Origin of the sequence: Kitasatospora sp. NBC_01539 (genome assembly GCF_045040525.1) — a bacterium.
Lineage (GTDB): Bacteria > Actinomycetota > Actinomycetes > Streptomycetales > Streptomycetaceae > Kitasatospora.
In genome coordinates, this window is the sequence record NZ_CP109390.1 from 6669943 (window position 1) to 6689230 (window position 19288).

14 protein-coding genes and 1 pseudogene are annotated in these 19288 nt (G+C 72.4%); 8 read left to right on the forward strand and 7 right to left on the reverse strand.

The window, feature by feature from the left end; genetic code table 11:
- Positions 1-21: 21 nt before the first annotated feature.
- Together OG335_RS28970 and OG335_RS28975 are read right to left on the reverse strand one after the other, a co-directional pair.
- Complete coding sequence (locus tag OG335_RS28970) at positions 22-870, reverse strand: lysophospholipid acyltransferase family protein (RefSeq protein WP_405014081.1); 849 nt, start codon at positions 868-870, stop codon at positions 22-24.
- A complete protein-coding gene (locus tag OG335_RS28975) occupies positions 867-1715 on the reverse strand; it encodes a GNAT family N-acetyltransferase (RefSeq protein WP_405014082.1) in 849 nt (282 codons plus the stop codon). Before OG335_RS28975 ends, OG335_RS28970 begins: the two co-directional genes overlap by 4 nt.
- A gap of 487 nt (positions 1716-2202) precedes the next feature.
- Between OG335_RS28975 and yidD the strand changes: the two genes are divergently transcribed.
- The gene (yidD, locus tag OG335_RS28980; protein WP_405014083.1) at positions 2203-2754 is read left to right on the forward strand and encodes a membrane protein insertion efficiency factor YidD; all 552 of its coding nucleotides are present in this window, start codon (positions 2203-2205) and stop codon (positions 2752-2754) included.
- A 116-nt stretch (positions 2755-2870) separates the two neighbouring features.
- Positions 2871-3983, forward strand: coding sequence for a PP2C family protein-serine/threonine phosphatase (locus tag OG335_RS28985; protein ID WP_405014084.1), 1113 nt, complete (start codon positions 2871-2873; stop codon positions 3981-3983).
- A gap of 12 nt (positions 3984-3995) precedes the next feature.
- Here the strand turns inward: OG335_RS28985 and OG335_RS28990 are convergent, their stop codons facing one another.
- From OG335_RS28990 to OG335_RS29005, 4 genes are all read right to left on the reverse strand, one after another.
- Positions 3996-4670, reverse strand: coding sequence for a hypothetical protein (locus tag OG335_RS28990; protein WP_405014085.1), 675 nt, complete (start codon positions 4668-4670; stop codon positions 3996-3998).
- Entirely contained in the window at positions 4660-5028 is a 369-nt protein-coding gene (locus OG335_RS28995; protein ID WP_405014086.1) for a PadR family transcriptional regulator, read from the reverse strand. Before OG335_RS28995 ends, OG335_RS28990 begins: the two co-directional genes overlap by 11 nt.
- Before the next feature lie 118 nt (positions 5029-5146).
- On the reverse strand, positions 5147-8275 hold the full coding sequence (locus tag OG335_RS29000) for an AAA domain-containing protein (RefSeq protein ID WP_405014087.1): 3129 nt from the start codon (positions 8273-8275) through the stop codon (positions 5147-5149).
- Between the two features lie 434 nt (positions 8276-8709).
- Positions 8710-10629: an ABC transporter ATP-binding protein gene (locus OG335_RS29005; protein ID WP_405014088.1), complete on the reverse strand. Its 1920-nt coding sequence runs from the start codon at positions 10627-10629 to the stop codon at positions 8710-8712.
- A gap of 216 nt (positions 10630-10845) precedes the next feature.
- Here OG335_RS29005 and OG335_RS29010 point away from each other — a divergent pair, with 216 nt between their 5' ends.
- From OG335_RS29010 to OG335_RS29020, 3 genes are read left to right on the forward strand one after another with little or no spacing between them, the layout of a single operon-like run.
- The gene (locus OG335_RS29010) at positions 10846-12168 is read left to right on the forward strand and encodes a hypothetical protein (RefSeq protein WP_405014089.1); all 1323 of its coding nucleotides are present in this window, start codon (positions 10846-10848) and stop codon (positions 12166-12168) included.
- The gene (locus OG335_RS29015) at positions 12165-14666 is read left to right on the forward strand and encodes a ThiF family adenylyltransferase (protein ID WP_405014090.1); all 2502 of its coding nucleotides are present in this window, start codon (positions 12165-12167) and stop codon (positions 14664-14666) included. Before OG335_RS29010 ends, OG335_RS29015 begins: the two co-directional genes overlap by 4 nt.
- Entirely contained in the window at positions 14663-15757 is a 1095-nt protein-coding gene (locus OG335_RS29020) for a patatin-like phospholipase family protein (protein WP_405014091.1), read from the forward strand. Before OG335_RS29015 ends, OG335_RS29020 begins: the two co-directional genes overlap by 4 nt.
- 263 nt (positions 15758-16020) lie before the next feature.
- Here the strand turns inward: OG335_RS29020 and OG335_RS29025 are convergent, their stop codons facing one another.
- Positions 16021-16167 (reverse strand): hypothetical protein, encoded by a 147-nt coding sequence (locus tag OG335_RS29025; protein WP_405014092.1) that lies wholly within the window; start codon positions 16165-16167, stop codon positions 16021-16023.
- 103 nt (positions 16168-16270) lie between these two features.
- Between OG335_RS29025 and OG335_RS29030 the strand changes: the two are divergent.
- The 3 genes and pseudogenes from OG335_RS29030 to OG335_RS29040 form a co-directional block, all read left to right on the forward strand.
- Positions 16271-17494 (forward strand): annotated as a pseudogene (locus OG335_RS29030) (IS4 family transposase); the annotation flags it as partial.
- 244 nt (positions 17495-17738) lie between these two features.
- A protein-coding gene (locus tag OG335_RS29035; RefSeq protein ID WP_405014093.1) for an IS3 family transposase occupies positions 17739-18961 on the forward strand; the annotation gives its coding sequence in 2 pieces (ribosomal slippage) (positions 17739-18018 and positions 18018-18961; 1224 coding nt in all).
- A gap of 55 nt (positions 18962-19016) precedes the next feature.
- Positions 19017-19262: a hypothetical protein gene (locus OG335_RS29040; protein ID WP_405014094.1), complete on the forward strand. Its 246-nt coding sequence runs from the start codon at positions 19017-19019 to the stop codon at positions 19260-19262.
- Positions 19263-19288 lie beyond the last annotated feature (26 nt).

The following is a 19288-nucleotide window of genomic DNA, read 5'->3' on the forward strand; positions in this document are numbered from 1 at the left end:
CGGGGCGGGATCGATGCGGCGTCAGGCGGCCCGCAGACCGCGGTGCCCGGCGGACTCCTCCACCGCCGGCGCCGCAGGCCCGCCCAGCACGGCGGCCTGCGCCGCGCGGGCCAGCGCCCGCCGGCCGTCGTACGCGGCCGCGGGGAGCGGCGGCAGGAACGCCACCTCCGCCACCAGCCCACGGGCGGCGACCACCCGGCGCAGCGAGGCGGGCAGGCCGTCGTCCCCGACGAACGCCGCGAGCGTCGCCGTGCCGCCGTCCGGCAGCCGGTAGCCGATCCGTACCGGCTGCACGGCGGCGCCCGCGCGCACCGCGGCCTCGAACGGCGCGGGCCGGAACCGGCCGCCGCGCCGCCCGCACCAGGTGCTGCCCTCGGGGAACACCACCACGCGCTCGCCGCGGCCCAGTGCCGCCGCGATCTCCCCGACCGTGCCCGGCAGGGTGCGCAGCCGCTCGCGGTCGATGAAGAGCGTGCCCAGCCGCACGGTCAGCGGGCCGAGCACCGGCCAGCCCCGCACCTCCGACTTGGCGAGCATCCGGCCCGGTCCGACGGCCGCGATCAGCGGGATGTCCAACCACGACACGTGGTTGGACACCACCAGCACACCGCCCTCCGCCGCCGGGACCTGCCCCACCCGCACCCGCACGCCCAGGGAGGCGAGAAGCAGCAGCGCCCAGCGCCGTACCAGCCGCTGCCGCAGCGCCGGCCCGCAGCAGGCCTGTACGGCGGGCACCAGGGCGACGCCCGTGAACAGCACCGTCGCGCCGCCGACCGCGCGGAGCACCTGCCGGGCGCCGCCGACCACCGGCGACGGGTCGGCGACGCAGTCCTCCGGCGTGCACGGCGCCGTGGGCAGCCAGGCGCTCACAAGGCGGAGCCGGTGGAGAGGAAGTGCCGCAGGTAGCGCGGGTCGGTGCGCTCCAGCGACAGCAGGACGAACAGGTCGGCGACCTCGAACGCCGGGTCGTACGCGGGCTCGCCGCACACCCACGCGCCCAGCCGCAGGTAGCCGCGGAGCAGCGGCGGCACGGCGGCGCGGGCCGGACGCCCGACACCCGCGTGCCGCCACGGCCGCAGCGGCGCCACCCGGTACTCCTCCGGCGCCAGGTGCTTGGCGAGGACCGTGTCGCGGACACCCGCCGCCTGCACGCCGCCGTCGTCCAGCGGCACCGAGCAGCAGCCCGCCACCCAGGTGTTGCCGGTGGACGACAGGTAGCGGGCGATGCCGCCCCACATCAGGTTGATGACCGCGCCGCTGCCGCGGTGGTCCGGGTGGATGCAGGACCGGCCGACCTCGACGACGCCGCTGCGCAGCCCGGCCAGCCGGGACAGGTCGAACTCGGTGTCCGAGTACAGCCGTCCGGCGCGCCGGGCTGCCTGCGGGCGGAGCAGCCGGTAGGTGCCGACGACGGTGCCGGTCGTGTTCTCCCGCACCAGCAGGTGGTCGCAGAAGTCGTCGAACGGGTCGACGTCCAGGCCCGGCACCGGACTTGCCAGCGCCGCGCCCATCTCCTCGCCGAACACGAGGTGGCGCAGCCGCTGCGCGGCACGGACGTCGCCCTCGTCCTGCGCGAGGGCGATCGAGTACCCCTCGACGGGCGCGGGCGCGGGTGCGGGTGTGCTCGCGGGCGGGCGGGGGCGGAGCGGCGGCTGCGCCACGGGCGCGGACACCTGCGCGGGCACGGACGGTGAGAGGGCGGGGGCGGTGGTCATGGCGGGCTCTCCATGGTCGTGGACGGGGCGGGACGCACGGCTCTCCGGACTGGCCCGGACCCCGTCGGACACCTGACGGGCGGGTCACCCGTATGTCTCCCGTGGCCGGTCGGCATCGAGGTTGCGGCGCGACGGAGCGCAGATGTGGACCGGCTGAACGCCTGGCGCGGCCCCGTCACCACCCGCCCCCGTACGCCGCCGCAGCCCCGCCCGCGGCACCGGCCCCACCGGCGCTGCCACCCGGACCCCGCGCGCCCGCCGGCACCGCCGCCCGTACCCCGCCCGTACCCCGTCCGCGCTGCCGCCGCCCGTACCCCGTCCGCGCTGCCGCCGCCCGTAGCCCGTCGGGCGTCGGGCGCCGCAGCCGGGTGCCGCCGCCACCCGGACCGGCCGCCCTCCGCGGCCTCGCCCGGGTGACGTCCGTCGGGTGGCCTACATTGGGGGTGCCGGCCGGGGAACGGCACGGTACGAGCGGAGGGGGCCGTCGATGGCGCAGTACGACCCGTACGGGAGACCACGGCAGGCCGCGGCGCAGGCGGTGCCGACCGGGCGGCCGCCGCGGGCCTGGTGGTGGCTGCCCGCGTCGGAGCGCCGCCGGCGCCAGGCGCAGCGGCGCGCCTGGGAGGAGGCCCGCCGGCGCAGGCCCAAGCGCGACAACGACTGCTGCGACGGCTGCGACTGCCTCGGCGAGCTCGCCGACCCCTGCCTCGTCGTGCTGATCCCGCTGACGGCGGTCTCCGCCCTCCGTGCCGCCGTCGGCTCCCTCGGCGGACGCCGGGCGCGCGGCCCGGCCGATCCCGCCGCACCCGTGCCGCGCGGCCCGCTCGCCGCGGGGCTGTACGGCGCGGTGCACCACTACCGCACGGAGATCAGCCCGCGCCGCCGGGCCTGCTGCCCGTACACGCCGTCCTGCTCGACGTACGCCGTGCAGGCGCTGCACCGGCACGGCGCACTGCGCGGGGCCCGGCTCACCGCGGCCCGGCTGCTGCGCTGCCGTCCGGGCACGGCGGGCGGGCACGACCCCGTGCCGCACGGCTGACACCGCTGCTCCCGCCGGTGCCGTCCCCGCCGCTGACACCGCTGCTCCCGCCGGGCCGGACGGGCCCGGCGGGATAGAATCACGGTGTCCGGCGTCCGGCCGAAGCGGGGTGGCAGATGGCACCCGTCTCCAACCACGGGCCGCGATACCTGCGGTTCGTACCGGCGGCACTCTTCGTCGGCGGGATGCTCTGGAACGAGCTGGACACCGTCGACTACTGGGGCGACCCGCTGATGGCCGCGGCCTGCGTCACGGCCGGCGCGCTCCTCTCCCTGCCGGTCACCATCGCCTTCGGTGTGGCGACCGTCCTCGGCGTGCTGGCGCTGACCGTGCAGGACGGATCCTGGGGGACGACCGCGGGCTACCTGGAACTCCTCAACACGGCGCTCGCCGCCCTCATCGGCGTCTGGGTCAACCGCGTGATCGCCCGCCACGGCCGGCGCCTCGACGCGGTCAGGTCGGTCGCCGAGGCCGCCCAGAGCGCGGTACTGCCGCCCCCGCCCTCCGCGGTCGGGCCGCTCGTCGTCGCCGCGGGCTACCAGGCCGCCGGTACGGAGGCCCGGATCGGCGGTGACGCGTACGCCGTCCAGCGCACCCCGTACGGCACGCGCGTGCTGATCGCCGACGTCCGCGGCAAGGGCCTGCGGGCCGTCCGGGCGGTGTCCGTGCTGCTCGGTTCGTTTCGCGAACTCGCCGTGCGTGCCGAGGACCTGACCGCGCTCGCCGACGGGCTGGAACGCTCCCTGATGCGGGAGGTCGTCGACAGCGACCAGTCCGACGAGGAGGTGCGCGCCGAGGGCTTCATCACCGCGCTGATCGGCGAACTCGACCCCGGGGGCGGCACCCTGCGCCTGGTGAACTGCGGCCACCCCGCCGCATACCTCCTCAACGGCGGCCAGGTGCGGACCCTGACACCCGCCGAACCCGGCCTCCCGCTCGGCATGGGCGCCCTCGGCGGCCCCCGCCCGCAGCCCGACACCTGGCCGCTTACCGCGGGGGACACCCTGCTGCTGATCACCGACGGCGTCACCGAGGCCCGCGACGCCGGCGGCGAGTTCTACGACCCCGCGAAGCGCCTCCCCGACCTGGGACCGCTGCACGGCCCCCAGCAGGTCGTCGACTCCGTCTTCGCCGACGTCGCCCGCTGGACGGGCGGACCGCGCGACGACGACATGGCCGTGCTCGCCGTCACCTACCCGGCCGACGCCACGGACGTCCGGACGGGCTGAACCCGGCCTGGCTCAGCCCGCCGGTACCGCCCCCGCGGCCCGCCCGCGGACCACGACACCGGCCCGGACGGCCGCCGCACCTCCGCCCACGACCGACAGCACCACCAGGCAGACCGGCACGAAGGCGGTGTGCCGGAAGTCCAGCACGGCCGCGAGCCCGATGCCGGCCGCCGCCGCCGACAGGCCGACCACGGGCAGCAGCGCCGCCAGCGCCCGCACGGTCGGACGCCGGGCCGGGTCGTCACCGTGGCCCAGCACGGCGTGGACGGCGGCCACCGCCCCCGCGTACGCGGCCACCGCCCCCGCCAGGTAGAGCGCCAGCAGCACCCCGGTGGGCGGCCCGGTCCATCCGGCGCCCGCCGCCCCGGCCGACACGAACCCGGGAAGCGCCGAACCGGGCGCGAAGACCCAGAACAGGCCGGTGAACCCTCCGGGCAGCGCCCCGGCCAGCGCGGCCGTGCCCACCCGCACCAGCCGCAGTCGCGCCCGGACGACACCGCGCTCGTCCGCCCACGTGCGCGCCAGCGCGGCGGGGTCACCGCCCACGTACTCCGCCGCCGACCGGCCGTCGGCGGCCGCGGCGGCCAGGTCGGCCGTCAGCTCCTCGGCCATCTCCGCCGCCACCGGCGGTGCCACCCCGAGCCGCCGCCAGGTGCGGCGGGCCCGTGCCACGACGTCAGTCGCCATGCTCTCCTCCACTCCGCCGGGCGGACGGCGCGTCCGCCACCAAGGTGCCGACACCGCGCGCGAACGCTCCCCACTCCCGGCCCCAGGTGCCCAGCACCTCGGTGCCCTCGGCGGTCAGCCGGTAGTACGTGCGTTCCGGACCGCCCTCGCCGGGCTGCCGGAACACCTCGACCAGGGCGCGGCTGCGGAGCCGTCCGAGGGCCGGATAGATCGACCCGCTCGCCACCTCCAGGCCGGCCTCGGCCAGGCGGACGGTCATCTCGTAGCCGTACGTGGGCCGTTCGGCGATGACGGCCAGCAGGCACAGGTCGAGCACGCCGCGCAGCCACTGCGTGCGGGGGGTGTCGGTGTCTCCCATGGCAGCTATCGTGCACGACAAGTGTCTTGCCGTGCAAGAGTGCAGAGCCCGCGCGATGACGTTGCGTCAGGTCGTGCGCGTTCGGCCCGTCCCGGCCGAGAGACCGAAGGGTTGGCGGCTACGCCTCCGGCGGGAGCCAGCGCCGGGCGGCGGCGCGCTTGTCCGGTGCGACCCACCAGAGTTTGTGCTGCCCGTCCCAACGGGCCCCGAGCTCGTGCTTGACCTGGTCCTTCTCGGCGAAGGGGACGCTCAGGTAGAGCCGCCCGCCCACCTCGGCACCCGGTACGGGACGGTCCGCCCCGGCCCCGGCGGAGCTGCCGACGGCGGTGCCAGGGGCGGTGGCAGCGGCGGCGGCGGGCAGCGACGCCGCTTCCAGGGGCCGCTCCGGAGCGGCGTGCCCGGCACCGGGCGCGGTGCCCGCGGCGTCCTTCGTGTCGCCGTCCCGGCCGCGCCGCTCGGGGCGGGCACGGTCGATGATGCGGCGGACGCGCCGACAGGCCTCGTGGTCCGTGACGCGCATCATCAGGTCGGTCGGACCGGAGTTGCACAGCAGGTTCAGCGACCCGTGCCAGAGCACGGACTCGTCGACGATGAGGACCTTCTCGTGCATCCGCTCGCGCTGCTCGACCCGGCAGCCGGCGGCCTGCAGGTTCTTCACCAGCGCCGCCTTGTGCGGGGTCGAGGAGTGGTCCCGGGTGAAGACCGTGACCTGGACGCCGCGCGCGCCGAGCTCCCGCAGCGGGCCGCTCCAGTACCGCACCGGCCCCGGGTCGAGGAACGCGCAGTAGATCTCGACCGACTTGGCGGCCTGGCGCAGATCCCAGGCGACCGCGCGCGGCACCTCGTCGGCGGGGAAGAACGACGGCCGCGACAGCTCCTCCGTGGAGAGCTCACCCAGCTCGGCCGCGGCCCGGAAGGGAACGAGCTGGTCCACGGAGAGGCGCCGGGCGTGCCGCTCCAGGTGGTCCAGCATCCGTACGGCCTCGCTGTGCGGGGCCAGGTTCGCCCGCAGGTGCTCGACGTCGGCGACCACGACCAGGTGGTCCTGGGCGCGGCTGAGGGCGACGTTCAGCAGGCGGCAGGTGTTCGAGGAGAGTCCCGTCCCCGCGTAGAAGTACCCGGGGGAGCGGCCGGCACCGGCGACCGTGTCGATGATCACCAGCGGCCGCTGACTGCCCTGGAACCGGTGGACGGTGTCGACCAGCCCCTCGTACTCCTCGCCGAAGCGGTACCCGAGGCTGGTGTTGAGCGCCCTGACCTGGTCCTTGTAGGGCGAGATGACGGCCATCCGCTCGGCCGGCCGCCCACCCGGTGCCCCGCCGGTCCAGTTGCGGCCCGGCAGCACCCCGTCGTACTGCAACCCGCGGACCAGCTGGTGGACGACGGCCTCGTGGACGGCGTTCGACCTGTGGTCCCGGCCCGGGATGCGCCGCGAGGACGTGTCGATCAGCACCAGCGGGCCGTCCAGCAGCGGGGACGCGGGCAGCCGGGTGCCGTCGGGCCGTCCGGTGCGCAGCGGCGCGTCCGGGTAGGCGACGGCGTTGACCACACCGCAGATCTCCGAGTGCATCCGGTACTGCGTGCCCAGCCCCACCAGCCGGGGGTCGTCGAGACGGGCGGAGCCCGCGGGGGTCACCAGGCCGGCGGCGTGGAAGGCATCGCGCCCGGCCCACCGGCGCGAGTGTTCCTGCTCGGACCCGGTTGCCTGGCGGTCGCCACCACCCTTGGTGATGGCGGGCAGTTGGCGGAAGTCGCCCGCGAGCACCACGCGCTTGCCGGCCAGCCCCGTCACGTACCAGGCGGAGGGGAGGTCCACCATCCCGGCCTCGTCGAGGACCACCACGTCCACCCGGTCCAGCAGCTTCCGTGACTGGACCGCCCTGCTGACCGTCGCGCCCTTGATCCTGCAGCGCGCCCGCACCGCGTCCTCCAGGCCGCGCCGTTGGCGGTCCAGCTCGTTCACCTCCTTCTGCAGGGCGTCGGCCTGCTCGGTGAGACGCGCGCGGGCCGGCAGCGCGGAGAGCCGGGACGCCACGCCGGCGAGCCGGGCCTGCAGTTCGCCGACCGCGGCGGCACTGGTCCGCTGCTCCTGCTGCGCCCCGCTCTGCCGGTGCCAGATCTCACCCTGCGCCTGCGTGACCTCCGCCAACCTCAGCCGAGCCTGGTCCAGTTGAGCCGTCCTGTGACCGGCCATCAGGCCCGAGGGCACGCCCAGCGCGGCGATCCTGACCCGCAGGGCCGCGGCTTCGGCGTCGAGCCGCAGGACTTCCGGCACCGCCTCGTCCAGGTCATCGGAGGCCGCGGCGTAGCGCTCACGCGCCGACACGAGCGCGGCGGCCAACTCGGCTCCCTCGTCGTGGATTTGCACATCCGCGCGGACCGCCGTCAGCCGGGCCTGTGCCGCCGCGAGTGCCGCGTCGATGCCCGCCCCGACCCGGCCCGCGATCCGTGCCGGGTCGACCTGGTCGCCGTAGTTCCGCTCCAGGCTCGCGACCGTGATGTCACCGGCCCGCTGGACCAGCCCCTCGGCGAAACCGTCCTCCCCGCGCAGCAGATCACACATCCGCTCCAGCGCCTGGTCCACCGCGACGTTCGTCGGCGCGAGGAAGAGCAGGTTGAGGCCCTGGCGGTAACACCCCTCGGCTATGTGCGCGACCACGTCGGTCTTCCCCGTGCCGGGCGGCCCCCACAGGAACAACGCACTGCTGCCGAGGGCCCGTTCCACCGCCGCGCGCTGCGCCGGGTTGAGCGGCAGGTCGTTCCACCGCGCCACCCAGCGGGCCGGGTCCGGCACCGCCGCGAGCACCGGCTCGCCCAGACCCAGCACCAGTCCCGCCATCGCGTGGTCCACCGGGCCGTCCTCGCGACCCGCGGCCTCCAGACGGTCGGCCAGCGCCGACCAGGTCGAGGCGTCGTCCTCCCGCAGCAGCACCGTCGCCGGCCGCGCACCCAGATCGGCGGCCGTCACCACCCGGACCGTCCCGTCCGGCATCCGCGCCACCTCGGCGGCGGCCCACGGCTGCTGCGACCGTTCCGGGCGCACCACCAGCGGTCTGCCGTCGAAGGAGTCCCGCCAACTACGGCAGGAGAACAGGAACTCCGAACGCTCCCCGCCGGCGACCCGGCGCCCGCCGTGCAGGACGACCTTCTCGGAGCCCTCGCTCGCGTCCCGGCGACAGGCGGTGATCTCCGCGCGTACCGCCGTGAGCAGGTCCTCGACCGGTCCAGGACGTTGCCGCTCTGCCATCGATCCCCCAGACGATGTCGACTGGCATGCCGGAAAGATCGTATCCGTTCCCGATGACAGCGGGACCCTGTCGTTCGAACCGCAATCGGGTCCTCGTCAAGGAGTCTGACGGTCCATCACCCATCGTCGATCGTCACCGCCGCCTGGCCCGGCGGGACGCAAAAGCCGAATGCGGACCAGGATTTCTCCCGGCCCGCATTCGGCCTGTCTGTGTCCGAGGGAGGACACGAACCATTTCCCCACGCGCGTTTGTGCTGGTCAGCGACCTGGAGCTAGATCCACCAGTGGTGGTATCGCATGAGTCCTGAGGCGGATGGGCCTCCGGGAACCGGGGAGTCGAGCCGTCGAACAGCTGCATTCCGAGGACGAGAAGGGTGCCACCGCCCGCCGGCGGACGGTGAGGGCACGGCGGACCGCTGCGCCCGACCCTCCGCCTACGCCACCGCCACCCCCACGCCCACGCCCACGCCCACGCTCTCTGTCACGTTCGTCCCGGGCGCGTGCTTCTCGAACTGCGTGCGGTGCAGCTCGGCGTACCGGCCGTCCGCCGCGAGCAGTACCTCGTGTGTGCCGCGCTCCACGATCCGTCCGGCTTCGACGACGAGAATCACGTCGGCGGCCCGGATGGTCGACAGCCGGTGCGCGATGACGACGGCGGTCCGCCCCTCCAGGGCCTCCACGAGTGCCTCCTGGACGGCCGCTTCCGAGGTGTTGTCCAGGTGGGCCGTGGCCTCGTCGAGGATGACGACGCGCTGGCGGGCCAGCAGCAGCCGGGCGATGGTCATGCGCTGGCGTTCGCCGCCGGAGAGCCGGTAGCCACGCTCGCCCACCACGGTGTCGAGGCCATCGGGCAGAGAGCGTACGAGGTCTTCAAGGCGGGCCCGGCGCAGCACGTCCCACAGTTCGCCCTCGGTGGCCCCGGGCCGGGCGAGCAGCAGGTTCTCGCGTACGGAGTCGTGGAAGAGGTGCCCGTCCTGCGTGACCATACCGAGGGTCGCCCGCATCGACGCGGCGCTCAGGTCTCGCACGTCGACGCCGCCGATCCGGACGACTCCCGCGTCGGTGTCGTACAGCCGCGGCAGCAGCTGCGCGATGGTCGACTTCCCGGCGCCGGACGAGCCGACCAGCGCGACGGTCTGGCCGGGTTCGGCGCGGAAGCTGATGCCGTGCAGGACCTCGGCGCCACTGCGGGTGTCCAGGGCGGCGACCTCCTCCAGCGAGGCCAGGGAGACTTTGTCTGCGGACGGGTAGCCGAAGCGGACGTTGTCGAACTCCACGGCAGCCGGTCCCTCCGGCACGGCGCGGGCGTCCGGCTTCTCCTCGATCAGCGGCTTGAGGTCGAGCACCTCGAAGACGCGCTCGAAGCTGACGAGGGCGCTCATGACCTCGACGCGCGCTCCCGCGAGCGAGGTGAGCGGCGCGTAGAGGCGGGTCAGCAGCAGTGCCAGGGATACCACGGCGCCCGGCTGCAGAGTGCCGCGCAGCGCGAACCAGCCGCCGAGCCCGTAGACGAGCGCGAGGGCCAGGGCGGAGACCAGCGTCAGGGCGGTGATAAACGCCGACTGCGCCATCGCCGTGCGCACCCCGATGTCCCGCACCCGCCGGGCCCGCGCCGCGAACTCGACGGACTCGTCCTCGGGCCGCCCGAAGAGCTTGACCAGGGTGGCGCCGGGCGCCGAGAACCGCTCGGTCATCCGGGTGCCCATCGAGGCGTTGAGGTTGGCGGCCTCGCGCTGCAGCTTCGCCATCCGGCTGCCCATCCGCCGCGCCGGGATCACGAACACCGGCAGCAGCACCAGCGCGAGCAGCGTGATCTGCCAGGACAGGGTGAGCATCACGGCGAGGGTGAGCAGCAGCGTCACCAGGTTGCTGACGACTCCGGAGAGGGTGTTGCTGAAGGCGCGCTGCGCTCCGATCACGTCGTTGTTGAGACGACTCACGAGCGCGCCCGTACGAGTACGCGTGAAGAACGCGACCGGCATGCGCTGCACGTGATCGAACACAGCCGTCCGCAGATCGAGGATGAGCCCTTCGCCGAGCGTCGACGACAGCCAGCGGCCGAGGATCCCGAACGCCGCCTCGGCGAGCGCGATGAGGGCGATGAGGACGGCAAGGCGTACGACGGTGCTGCGGTCGCCGTGGGACACGATGGCGTCGACGACGCGCCCCGCGAGCACCGGCGTGGCGACGGCGAGCAGCGCGGTCCCCACGCTGAGCACCACGAACTGCCAGATACGGCGGCGGTGCGGTCGGGCGAAGGCGCCGATGCGCCGCAGCGTCGCGCGGGCGAAGGGGCGGCGCTCCGGCTGCGCGTTCATGACGCTGTGCAGCTGCATCCAGGCTGTGCTCTCCATGCTCATAAGAGAGACGGTATGACCTCAAGGTCTCCTGAGGCCAAGGGGGACCTCAATCCGCACCCAGGGCAAGGTCGTCCTGGCAGTGCCAGGCGAGGAGACCAGTCCGAGTCGGCGACCAGGCGGGTTTGTCGGTGCCGTCTGGTAGACCTGAACAAAGGTGAGGCGGCTCCAGACCGTGGTAGCTGCAGACCTTCTGGCGTGAAGAAGGTGCACATGGTGCAGACGGAGCTGCCCGAGAGCGGGCTGGTGTTCTGGCCGGTCGGGACGGGGGACTCGACCACGATCGTGGTCGACGAGAACACGGTCGTGCAGGTGGATCTCCACGACATGAAGTCCGCGGACGAGGACGATGCTGTGGTCGCGGCGGTGATCGACCGGTTGGAGGAGACGCTGCCGCGCCCCGATGGTGAGACGCCGTACCTGGCGCTGTTCGCCCTGACCCACGCAGACCTGGACCACTGCGGCGGTTTCGCCGACCTGCTCGACTCCTCGATCCTGATCGGTGAGATCTGGGCGACGCCCCGCCTGTGGCGGGAACTCTCCGACGATACGGAGATGTGCGAGGACGCGCGCCGCTTCCAGGAAGAAGTCGAACGCCGTGTCCAGGCCACCCTCGCGGCGGTCGAGAAGGGTCACGAGCCGGCCAGCGGGGACCGCGTCCTGATCATCGGCTACGACGACGACCGCGAACTGCACTCCTACTCCGAACTGCCCGACGCTTACTTCACCGGCCCCGGCCACACGATCACCAGCATCGATGGGGTGAGCGTCTCCGACCGATTCGAGGCGTTCGTCCACGCCCCGTTCCACGACGACTGCGCGGGCGAGCGAAACGACACATCCCTCGCCCTGCAGATCCAGCTGCGCCACCCGGACGGGACCGTCGGCCGGGCGTTGCTCCTGGGCGACCTCGCCTACCCGACGATCAAGAAGATCTTCGACTACAGCGAAGGACACAACCGCGCCGACAGGCTGGCCTGGGACGTGCTGCTCTCCCCGCACCACTGCTCGAAGAAGGTGATGTACGCCACCGGTGAGGACGGGACTGAGGAGCGCAAGCAGGACATCCTCGACCAGCTCGCCGACCACGCCAGCGACGACGCCTACATCGTGGCCAGCGCCCGCCCGTTCCGTGATGAGGACAAGACGGGGGACAACCCGCCGCACCTGCTCGCGAAGGAGGCGTACGAGGAGATCACGTCGAACCCGATCCTGTGCACCGGCGAGTACCCGACCGAGGAGGCCCCGCACCCGGTGGTGTTCGCCCTGGAGCCCGGCGAGGGGCTCGTTCTGCAGGACGTCGAAGAGCTCGAGGAGGCCCGGCTGACCAAGTCCGCTGGGCAGTCGGGCGGCTGGCGGACCCTGGCCGCGCTCGGCGCGACGGTGTTCGCCGTCGGTGCGGCGGCCGCAGCTGCCCGACGCCGCGCCCAGCAGATCCCGCAGCAGGGCACGACGGACCGGGTCGGTGCCGCGGTCCGGCAGGCCCGCGGAGACGAAGCAGCGCCGGTGGACGCGGTCGGGTTCGGCCGCCAGTGACCCATCCGTCCCAGGCGTGGACTCCGGGGCAGGACCTTGCACTGGAGCAGACGCGGCGGATCGCCGACGTCGGCCCCGCGGTGCGGATCCTGGCCGTGCACGAGCCTGGCCCCACGACCAGTGCGCTCGTCCTCGACCTGTCCCTCGACTGCTCCGCGGCGGTACACCGGCCCGGGGGAGTACGGCTGCGTCGGCGTGAGCGGGTCCTGGTGTCGGTGCCGCATGCCTTCCCATTCGCGATCCCGACGGTGGTCACGCCGCACACCCGCTTCGCCGGCACCCCGCACGTCCAGTGGGGGAGCACTTTGTGCCTGTACCGCTCCCCATCGCTGGAGTGGTCCCCCTCGGATGGCATGTTCGGTTTCGTCGAGCGGCTCAACAGTTGGCTCACGGCTGCGGCAAGAGGAGAGCTCGACACCCCGGGGGAGCCCCTCCACCCGCCCGTCGCCTACCCAGCGGCGAACCCCGCGCTGCTGGTCGTGCGCGCTGACGCGCCCAGTGCCACGGTCACCAGTCCCTGGCAGGGCGCAGCGCTCATGCGCCGAGTGGGGGACCGACGCGCGGACGTCATCGCCTGGTATGCCGCCGACGCCCGCTGGCCCTCCGACCAGGCCGAAGCACGGATCCTCGCCAACACCTTCGACGACGAGCTGTTCCTGGCACCCGCGATCGTCCTCGCCCGCCCGCTCGCCTTCGAATACCCCACCACCGCCCAAGAGCTCCTGGCCAGCCTCGCCGACGAAGGCATGCGGGCCGCCGCGGTCATCGAGCTGTTCGGCCGCGTCGCACGGGCCAACCTCGATCTGCTCTCCCATCCGGCGCCCACTGCCACAGGCCAGCCGTACCAGGTGCCGCTACACCTCCTGCTCGGCGCACCAGCCCGAGGCATCGCAGGAAGCACCGACCGGATCACCCATCTCGCCGCCTGGACCCTCCCCGACCTAGCCGAGAAGGTCAGCCGCCTCGCCCAGAACCAGCACTCCACCGACCCGGGCCTGGCCGAGCTTGGCCGCGAGGCGTCCGACCTGGGCGAGGAAGTCCTGGACATGGTGAAGACCCAGTGGGCGTACATCAACGAAGCCCGCCCCCAGACCACTGTGCGCCGCGACGCCGCCACCCCAGCATCCTGGCTGACGGGCCGTCGCATCCTAGTAATGGGAGCCGGAGCCCTCGGAGCGCCGATCGCCGAGTGGTGCGTCCGCGCGGGAGCCGCCGCCGTTACCGTCGCCGACAAGAGCCTTGTCCACCCCGGCATCCTGGTCCGCCAGCCCTACGCCGACGCCGACATCGGCAAATCAAAAGCCTGGACCCTTGCCAACCGCCTGCGCCGGGTCCGACCTGACGCCGTCGTGCAACCCGTGGTTGGCGATGTCACCGATTCCATCCTCTCCGCAGGTGTACCGACCTTCGACCTGATCGTGGATGCCACGGCTGACCGCACCGTCCGGCTCCTACTCGAGCAGCACCGCGCCGCCGCCCCCGGCGCCTGGCCACCCGTCGCCACCCTGCTCCTCGGCCACCAGGCCACCCGCGGACTCGCCGCACTCTCACCCTCTGTGGCAACCGGTGGCGGCACGGACATCCTGCGGCGCCTGGCCCGCACCACCTACGCCGACCTCACCGGCGAACTCGCCGACATCGCCGACGACTTCTTCCCGACCGCCCCGCGCACCGACCTCTTCCAACCCGAACCCGGTTGTTCCGACGCCACCTTCGTCGGCTCCGCCGTCGACGTCGCTGCCCTTGCCGGCCAGCTATTCACCGGCATCCTGCAGGCCCTGCAGCGCCCCGCCGACCAGCAGATGATGACCGCGCTCATCGTCCGCACACCCAGCCTCGACCCCACAGCCCCGCCTGCACGCACCTGCTGGTTCACTTGGCCTGACGACACGGTCCTCACCGACTCCGTCACCGGTTACCAGGTCCGCCTCAGCCCGGCCGCCACCACCGAGATGCACACCGAAGCTCGCCGCGGCGCTCGCCTACGGGGACCACGCGTCGAAACCGGCGGCACCCTCCTCGGCGCCATCGACGACGCCGCCCGCATCATCTGGGTCGACGAGGCAACCGGCCCGCCACCCGACTCCCTGCTCAGCGAAGCCCATTTCCAGCACGGTACCAAAGGAGTCGGCCACCACCTGGAGGCCCGCCGCATCGCCACCGCCGGCATCACCCGGTTCCTCGGCATGTGGCACACCCACCCCTACGGCCCCGCCCAACCCAGCCCCACCGACGAGGCCGGCATGAGACACCTCGTGCTGCCCACCGACAACGCCCCACCCCGGGCGCTCATCCTCATCGCCGGCGGTGACACCTGGGACAACTGGATCCGCGGCACAGGGCAACCCCGCTGGTACACCCGTCTCGTCACCCGCCCCCCAGGTCAAGCAGCCACGCCTCCGCAGCCAAGGCGCCGGACCGTCAATCTGCACACCCCCCAAACCACTTGGTGGCCCGGAGGCTACGCCTCCACGCCCCTCAGGAAAATCGAGCCATGACCCCCGATATCGGCCTTGCCCTCTCCGGTGGCGGCTCTCGCGCAGCAGCCTTCCACCTCGGCTGCCTGCGCGCACTCCACGACCGCAACCTCCTCACGCGAGTCCGGGTGATCTCCGGCATCTCCGGCGGCTCCCTCCTCGCAGCACTCTGGGCCTACGGCCCCGAGCGTTTCCACGACTTCGACGCGCAAACCGTCGACCTCCTCCGCCGTGGCCTCCACACCGACATTCTCAAAGGAGCACTCAACCCCGCCGCGGTCACCCGCAACCTCACCTCTGCCGCCCGCACCGCCCTCGCACGGCGACGCCCTACAGACAGCCCTCAAGCGACCCGGCACTTCAACCGCACCGACGCCCTCGCATCTGCACTCACCCAACGAGCCTTCGGCGGTACCGACTTGACCCAGGTCACTCACGCTCGCCTGGACACGGTCCTCACCGCAACCGACCTCATCACCGGCAACGCCGTCCGCTTCGGCAGCGCCCGCAGCAGCTGCGCCCCCCTCGGAACCATCGCAGAACCCGTGCTGGTCTCCACCGCAGTCGCGGCTTCCGCAGCCTTCCCCGCCCTGCTCCCCGCGATCGAACGCACCTTCACCTTCCACCACCGCGGCAGTGAAAGCTCCCGTACGCTCCTGCTCACCGATGGTGGGGTCTACGACAACCTCGGCCTGAGTGTGCTGGAACCAGGAAGATCCGCCGCCTTCACCCCCCACGCTTACGAAGACCTGCACTACATCATCAGCTGCGACGCAGGCCGCGGACCCCTGGGCTTCAGCACCCCCCATTTCTGGCCTGGACGGATGGCCCGATGCTTCGAAATCACCCACCGCAAAGCCCAAGACGCCGCCCGAACCCGTCTGCACGAGTGGGCCGCCGCCGGGCGCATCGACGGCTTCGTAATGGCCTACCTGGGCATGCGCGACGAACGCCTCCCCACCCCCATCCCCGACCTCGTACCCCGCCAGCGGGTTGCCTCCTACGGCACCAACTTCGCCGTCATGAGCGCGGGCGACCTCCAAGCACTGACCACGCGCGGCGAACAACTCATCCGCAGCCTCCTCCCTCACTACTGCCCTGGACTTGCCTGACGCCCGCGCCAGGCTTCGAAGCGAACCGCCGGATCCCCACCAGCGGCGAGCCGCCGGTTCCGGCACACCGGACCGGCCGGATCGCCGCGTTCTTTGTGCTCGGAGACATGACGTGGTGCGGTAGAGGTAGGGGTGCGCGGCACCGGGGAACGCCACGACGCCTTCCTCGATCACGGGTTGGCCGTGCGCGATGGCCCGCAGCCGGGCATCGGCGTCGGCTGGCAGAGCCTGCTCGGGCGGGCGCCGATGGCGGCCGGTCATGCTCAGACGCCGACCAGGGCGCGGGGGTCGACGTCGGTGTCCCAGCCGTGGGTGGAGAAGCCGCGACCGCCGGCCAGGTAGAAGGTCAGCGCGGCGTGGGAGGTCGGGAACATCGGCGTGGGCAGCGCATGGGTGTCCGACCACACCACGGCCAGGTGCTTGCCCGGCTCGGTGTTCGTCAGCTCCCCTGAATCGCCCCGGGTTTGATGGCAATGCCGCTTAGATAAGGACCAGTATCGCTAGGCTTGCTGTGTGGATGAGTTGCGGGGTGCGGATGGGCGCTTGACGGATCGTCTGGCGGTCGGGGTGCTGACGGACCTGCTGCATCAGGATCTTGTCGATGATGTGGTTGAGCAGGCTGGGCGTCGGGAGCGTCGGGTGCGCCTGCTGCCTGCCCGGGTGGTGGTGTACTTCGTGCTGGCCATGTGCTTGTTCTTCGGCGACGGCTATGAGGAGGTGATGCGCAAGCTGGTGGGCGGTCTGCGGTTCCTCGGGGACTGGAGCGGGAACTGGAGGGTGCCGACCACCGGGGCGATCACACAGGCCAGGGCCCGGCTGGGCGAGGAGCCTTTGCGGTTGCTGTTCGAGCGTGTCGGGGCGCCACTGGCCGGTCCCGGTACCGAAGGTGCCTGGCTGCGGTCATGGCGGATGATGGCGGTCGACGGGGTGCAGCTCGAGCTCCCGGACACCCCGGGCAACACCGAGGCGTTCGGCAAGAACAGTCACCGTGAGCACCGTCCCGGCCCCTTCCCGCAGGCCCGGGTGGTCGGCCTCGGGGAGTGCGGGACCCGTGCGGTCATCGCGGCGCGCATCGGCCCGTTGGCTGTGGGCGAGAGGGAGCTGACCGAGCAGCTGCTGCAACGGTTCGAGCCGGGCATGCTGGTCATGGCCGATCGCGGGTTCTACAGCCTGGCGTTGTGGGTCAAAGCAGCCGAGACGGGCGCTGACCTGCTGTGGAGGGTGTCGGAGACCGTCGATCTGCCCGTGCTGGAAGTGTTCCCCGACGGTTCCTACCGTTCCGTGCTCGCCGACGTCATCGCGCGTCAGCGGTACCGACGACATGTGCGCTCCGGACGCGCGGACGCGCGGCTGGAAGGACTGGCCGTTCGTGTTGTGGATTACCGGGTGGACGGGCGTGCGGGCAACGGGGACCTGTACCGGCTGATCACCACCGTCCTGGATCCCGGCGAGGCTCCCGCACTGGAGCTGGCGGCGGCGTACCACCAGCGGTGGGAGTTCGAGGTCGCGCTTGCCGAGATCGAGACGTACCAGCGCGGACCTGCTCGCCCCCTGCGGTCCAAGTCGCCCGAGATGGTCCGCCAGGAGATCTGGGCCCTGCTGACCACGCACTACGCGATCCGGAACCTCATGCATCAAGCCGCGGGCGGTGCCGGCCTCGACCCGGACCGGATGTCCTTCATCCGCAGTCTCCGCGTCGTCCGCCGCCTGGTCACCGACCAGGCGGCGTTTTCCCCTGACGGCTTGGCCGCCGCCCTTACCGGGGCTCTCGCCGAGATAGCCGAACGGCCCAATCCCGCCCGGCGACAACGTACTTGCCCCCGCGCCGTCAAACGCCACCGCCTCAGCCCGCACCGCATCAAACGCCCCGACGACACCAACACCCGGCACTCCGGACCGCCCACCTTACAACTCAGAAACCCAGCTATCTAAGCGGCATTGGGTTTGATGGAGACATCGAAGACCCGGAAGGATTCCGAGCATGGCTGCACCCCGTAAGTACCCCGAGGAACTGCGCGAGCGGGCGACCCGGCTCGCCGTCGAGGCCCGCAAGGATCCCGCCGGCCGCGCCGGGGCGATCAGGCGCGTCGCCGACCAGCTCGACATCCACCCCGAGGCCCTGCGCGGCTGGGTGCGGCAGGCCGAGACCGACGACGGCGCCCGGGCGGGCACCACCTCCCAGGACGCGGCCCGGATCGCGGAGCTGGAGCGGGAGGTGAAGGAACTGCGGCGGGCCAACGCGATCCTGAAGTCCGCCTCGGCTTTCTTCGCCGCGGAGCTGGACCGTCCACTGCGCTGAAGGTCGCCTACATCGACCAGCACAAAGAGGAGTTCGGCGTCCAGCCGATCTGCGACGTCCTGAAGAACACGGACGCCGAGATCGCGCCGAGCACCTACTACGCCGCCCACACCCGGCCTGAGTCCGCCCGCACCACCCGCGACCGGGAACTGACCGAGGAGATCCGCGTGATCCACGCCGGCAACTACGGCGTCTACGGTGCCCGCAAGATCCATGCGGCCCTCCGGCGCGCGGGCCGGCCGGTGGCCCGATGCACCGTCGAGCGCCTCATGCGCGCGGTCGGCCTGCGCGGCGTGACCAGGGATAAGAGCCCGCGCACCACCCGGCCCGCACCAGAGACCGACCGTCCCCGCGACCTGGTCAACCGGCAGTTCACCGCGGATGCCCCCAACCAGCTGTGGGTCGCCGACATCACCTACATCAAGACGCACTCGGGCTGGGTGTATGCCGCGTTCGTCATCGACGTCTTCTCCCGCATGGTCGTCGGCTGGCAGGTGGCCACCAGCCTCTACACCGAACTCGCCCTGGACGCCTTGGAGATGGGTATATGGAGACGCCGCCACACTGGCGCCGACCTGGCCGGACTGGTCCATCACTCCGATCGCGGCGTGCAATACCGGGCCGTCCGCTACACCGAGCGCCTGGACGAGGCCGCCGCCGTGGCCTCGGTCGGTTCCAAGGGCGATTCATACGACAACGCCCTCGCCGAGGCATTCAACAGCCTGTTCAAAGCCGAGCTGATCCGCAACAAGGGGCCCTGGACCAGCATCAACGACGTCGAGATCGCCGTCGCCGAATACATCGACTGGTTCAACCAGCGCAGACTCCACGGCGAGCTCGGGCACGTCCCACCCACCGAGTTCGAAGCGCTCCACACATCACCCGCGCCCCAGACCACCCCCTGAAAACCAGCTAACTGACTCTCCACCAAACCCGGGGCTTGACAGTGCGGTGTGCAATGTGGATGCCGTAGTCCGGCTGGTGGACGGGTCGCGGTGGAGCGCGACTTTCTTCACCGTTGCCGAAGTCGAGCGGTTGATGGACGCCTGGACACGCAGTGGCGAGGCCCTGGGTGGCCGGTACTTCTGGTGCTCGGACGGCCTGATCGTCCGGGAGCCCGGCATCGAGAGCATGACTCAGGTGATTGCCGGCCTGCTCGACTCCGGTGAGTTCTCCCAGATCCTTCACCGGCTCGACGGCGACTGACGAGGCCGTGGCGGCCCGGCGAAGTG

Bases quoted from the DNA above. Each gene is read 5' to 3' on its own strand.
- OG335_RS28975 (WP_405014082.1), bottom strand. From the start codon at position 1,715: ATGACCACCGCCCCCGCCCTCTCACCGTCCGTGCCCGCGCAGGTGTCC.
- yidD (WP_405014083.1), top strand. From the start codon at position 2,203: ATGGCGCAGTACGACCCGTACGGGAGACCACGGCAGGCCGCGGCGCAG.
- OG335_RS28985 (WP_405014084.1), top strand. From the start codon at position 2,871: ATGGCACCCGTCTCCAACCACGGGCCGCGATACCTGCGGTTCGTACCG.
- OG335_RS28990 (WP_405014085.1), bottom strand. From the start codon at position 4,670: ATGGCGACTGACGTCGTGGCACGGGCCCGCCGCACCTGGCGGCGGCTC.
- OG335_RS28995 (WP_405014086.1), bottom strand. From the start codon at position 5,028: ATGGGAGACACCGACACCCCCCGCACGCAGTGGCTGCGCGGCGTGCTC.
- OG335_RS29000 (WP_405014087.1), bottom strand. From the start codon at position 8,275: ATGGCAGAGCGGCAACGTCCTGGACCGGTCGAGGACCTGCTCACGGCG.
- OG335_RS29005 (WP_405014088.1), bottom strand. From the start codon at position 10,629: ATGGAGAGCACAGCCTGGATGCAGCTGCACAGCGTCATGAACGCGCAG.
- OG335_RS29010 (WP_405014089.1), top strand. From the start codon at position 10,846: ATGGTGCAGACGGAGCTGCCCGAGAGCGGGCTGGTGTTCTGGCCGGTC.
- OG335_RS29020 (WP_405014091.1), top strand. From the start codon at position 14,663: ATGACCCCCGATATCGGCCTTGCCCTCTCCGGTGGCGGCTCTCGCGCA.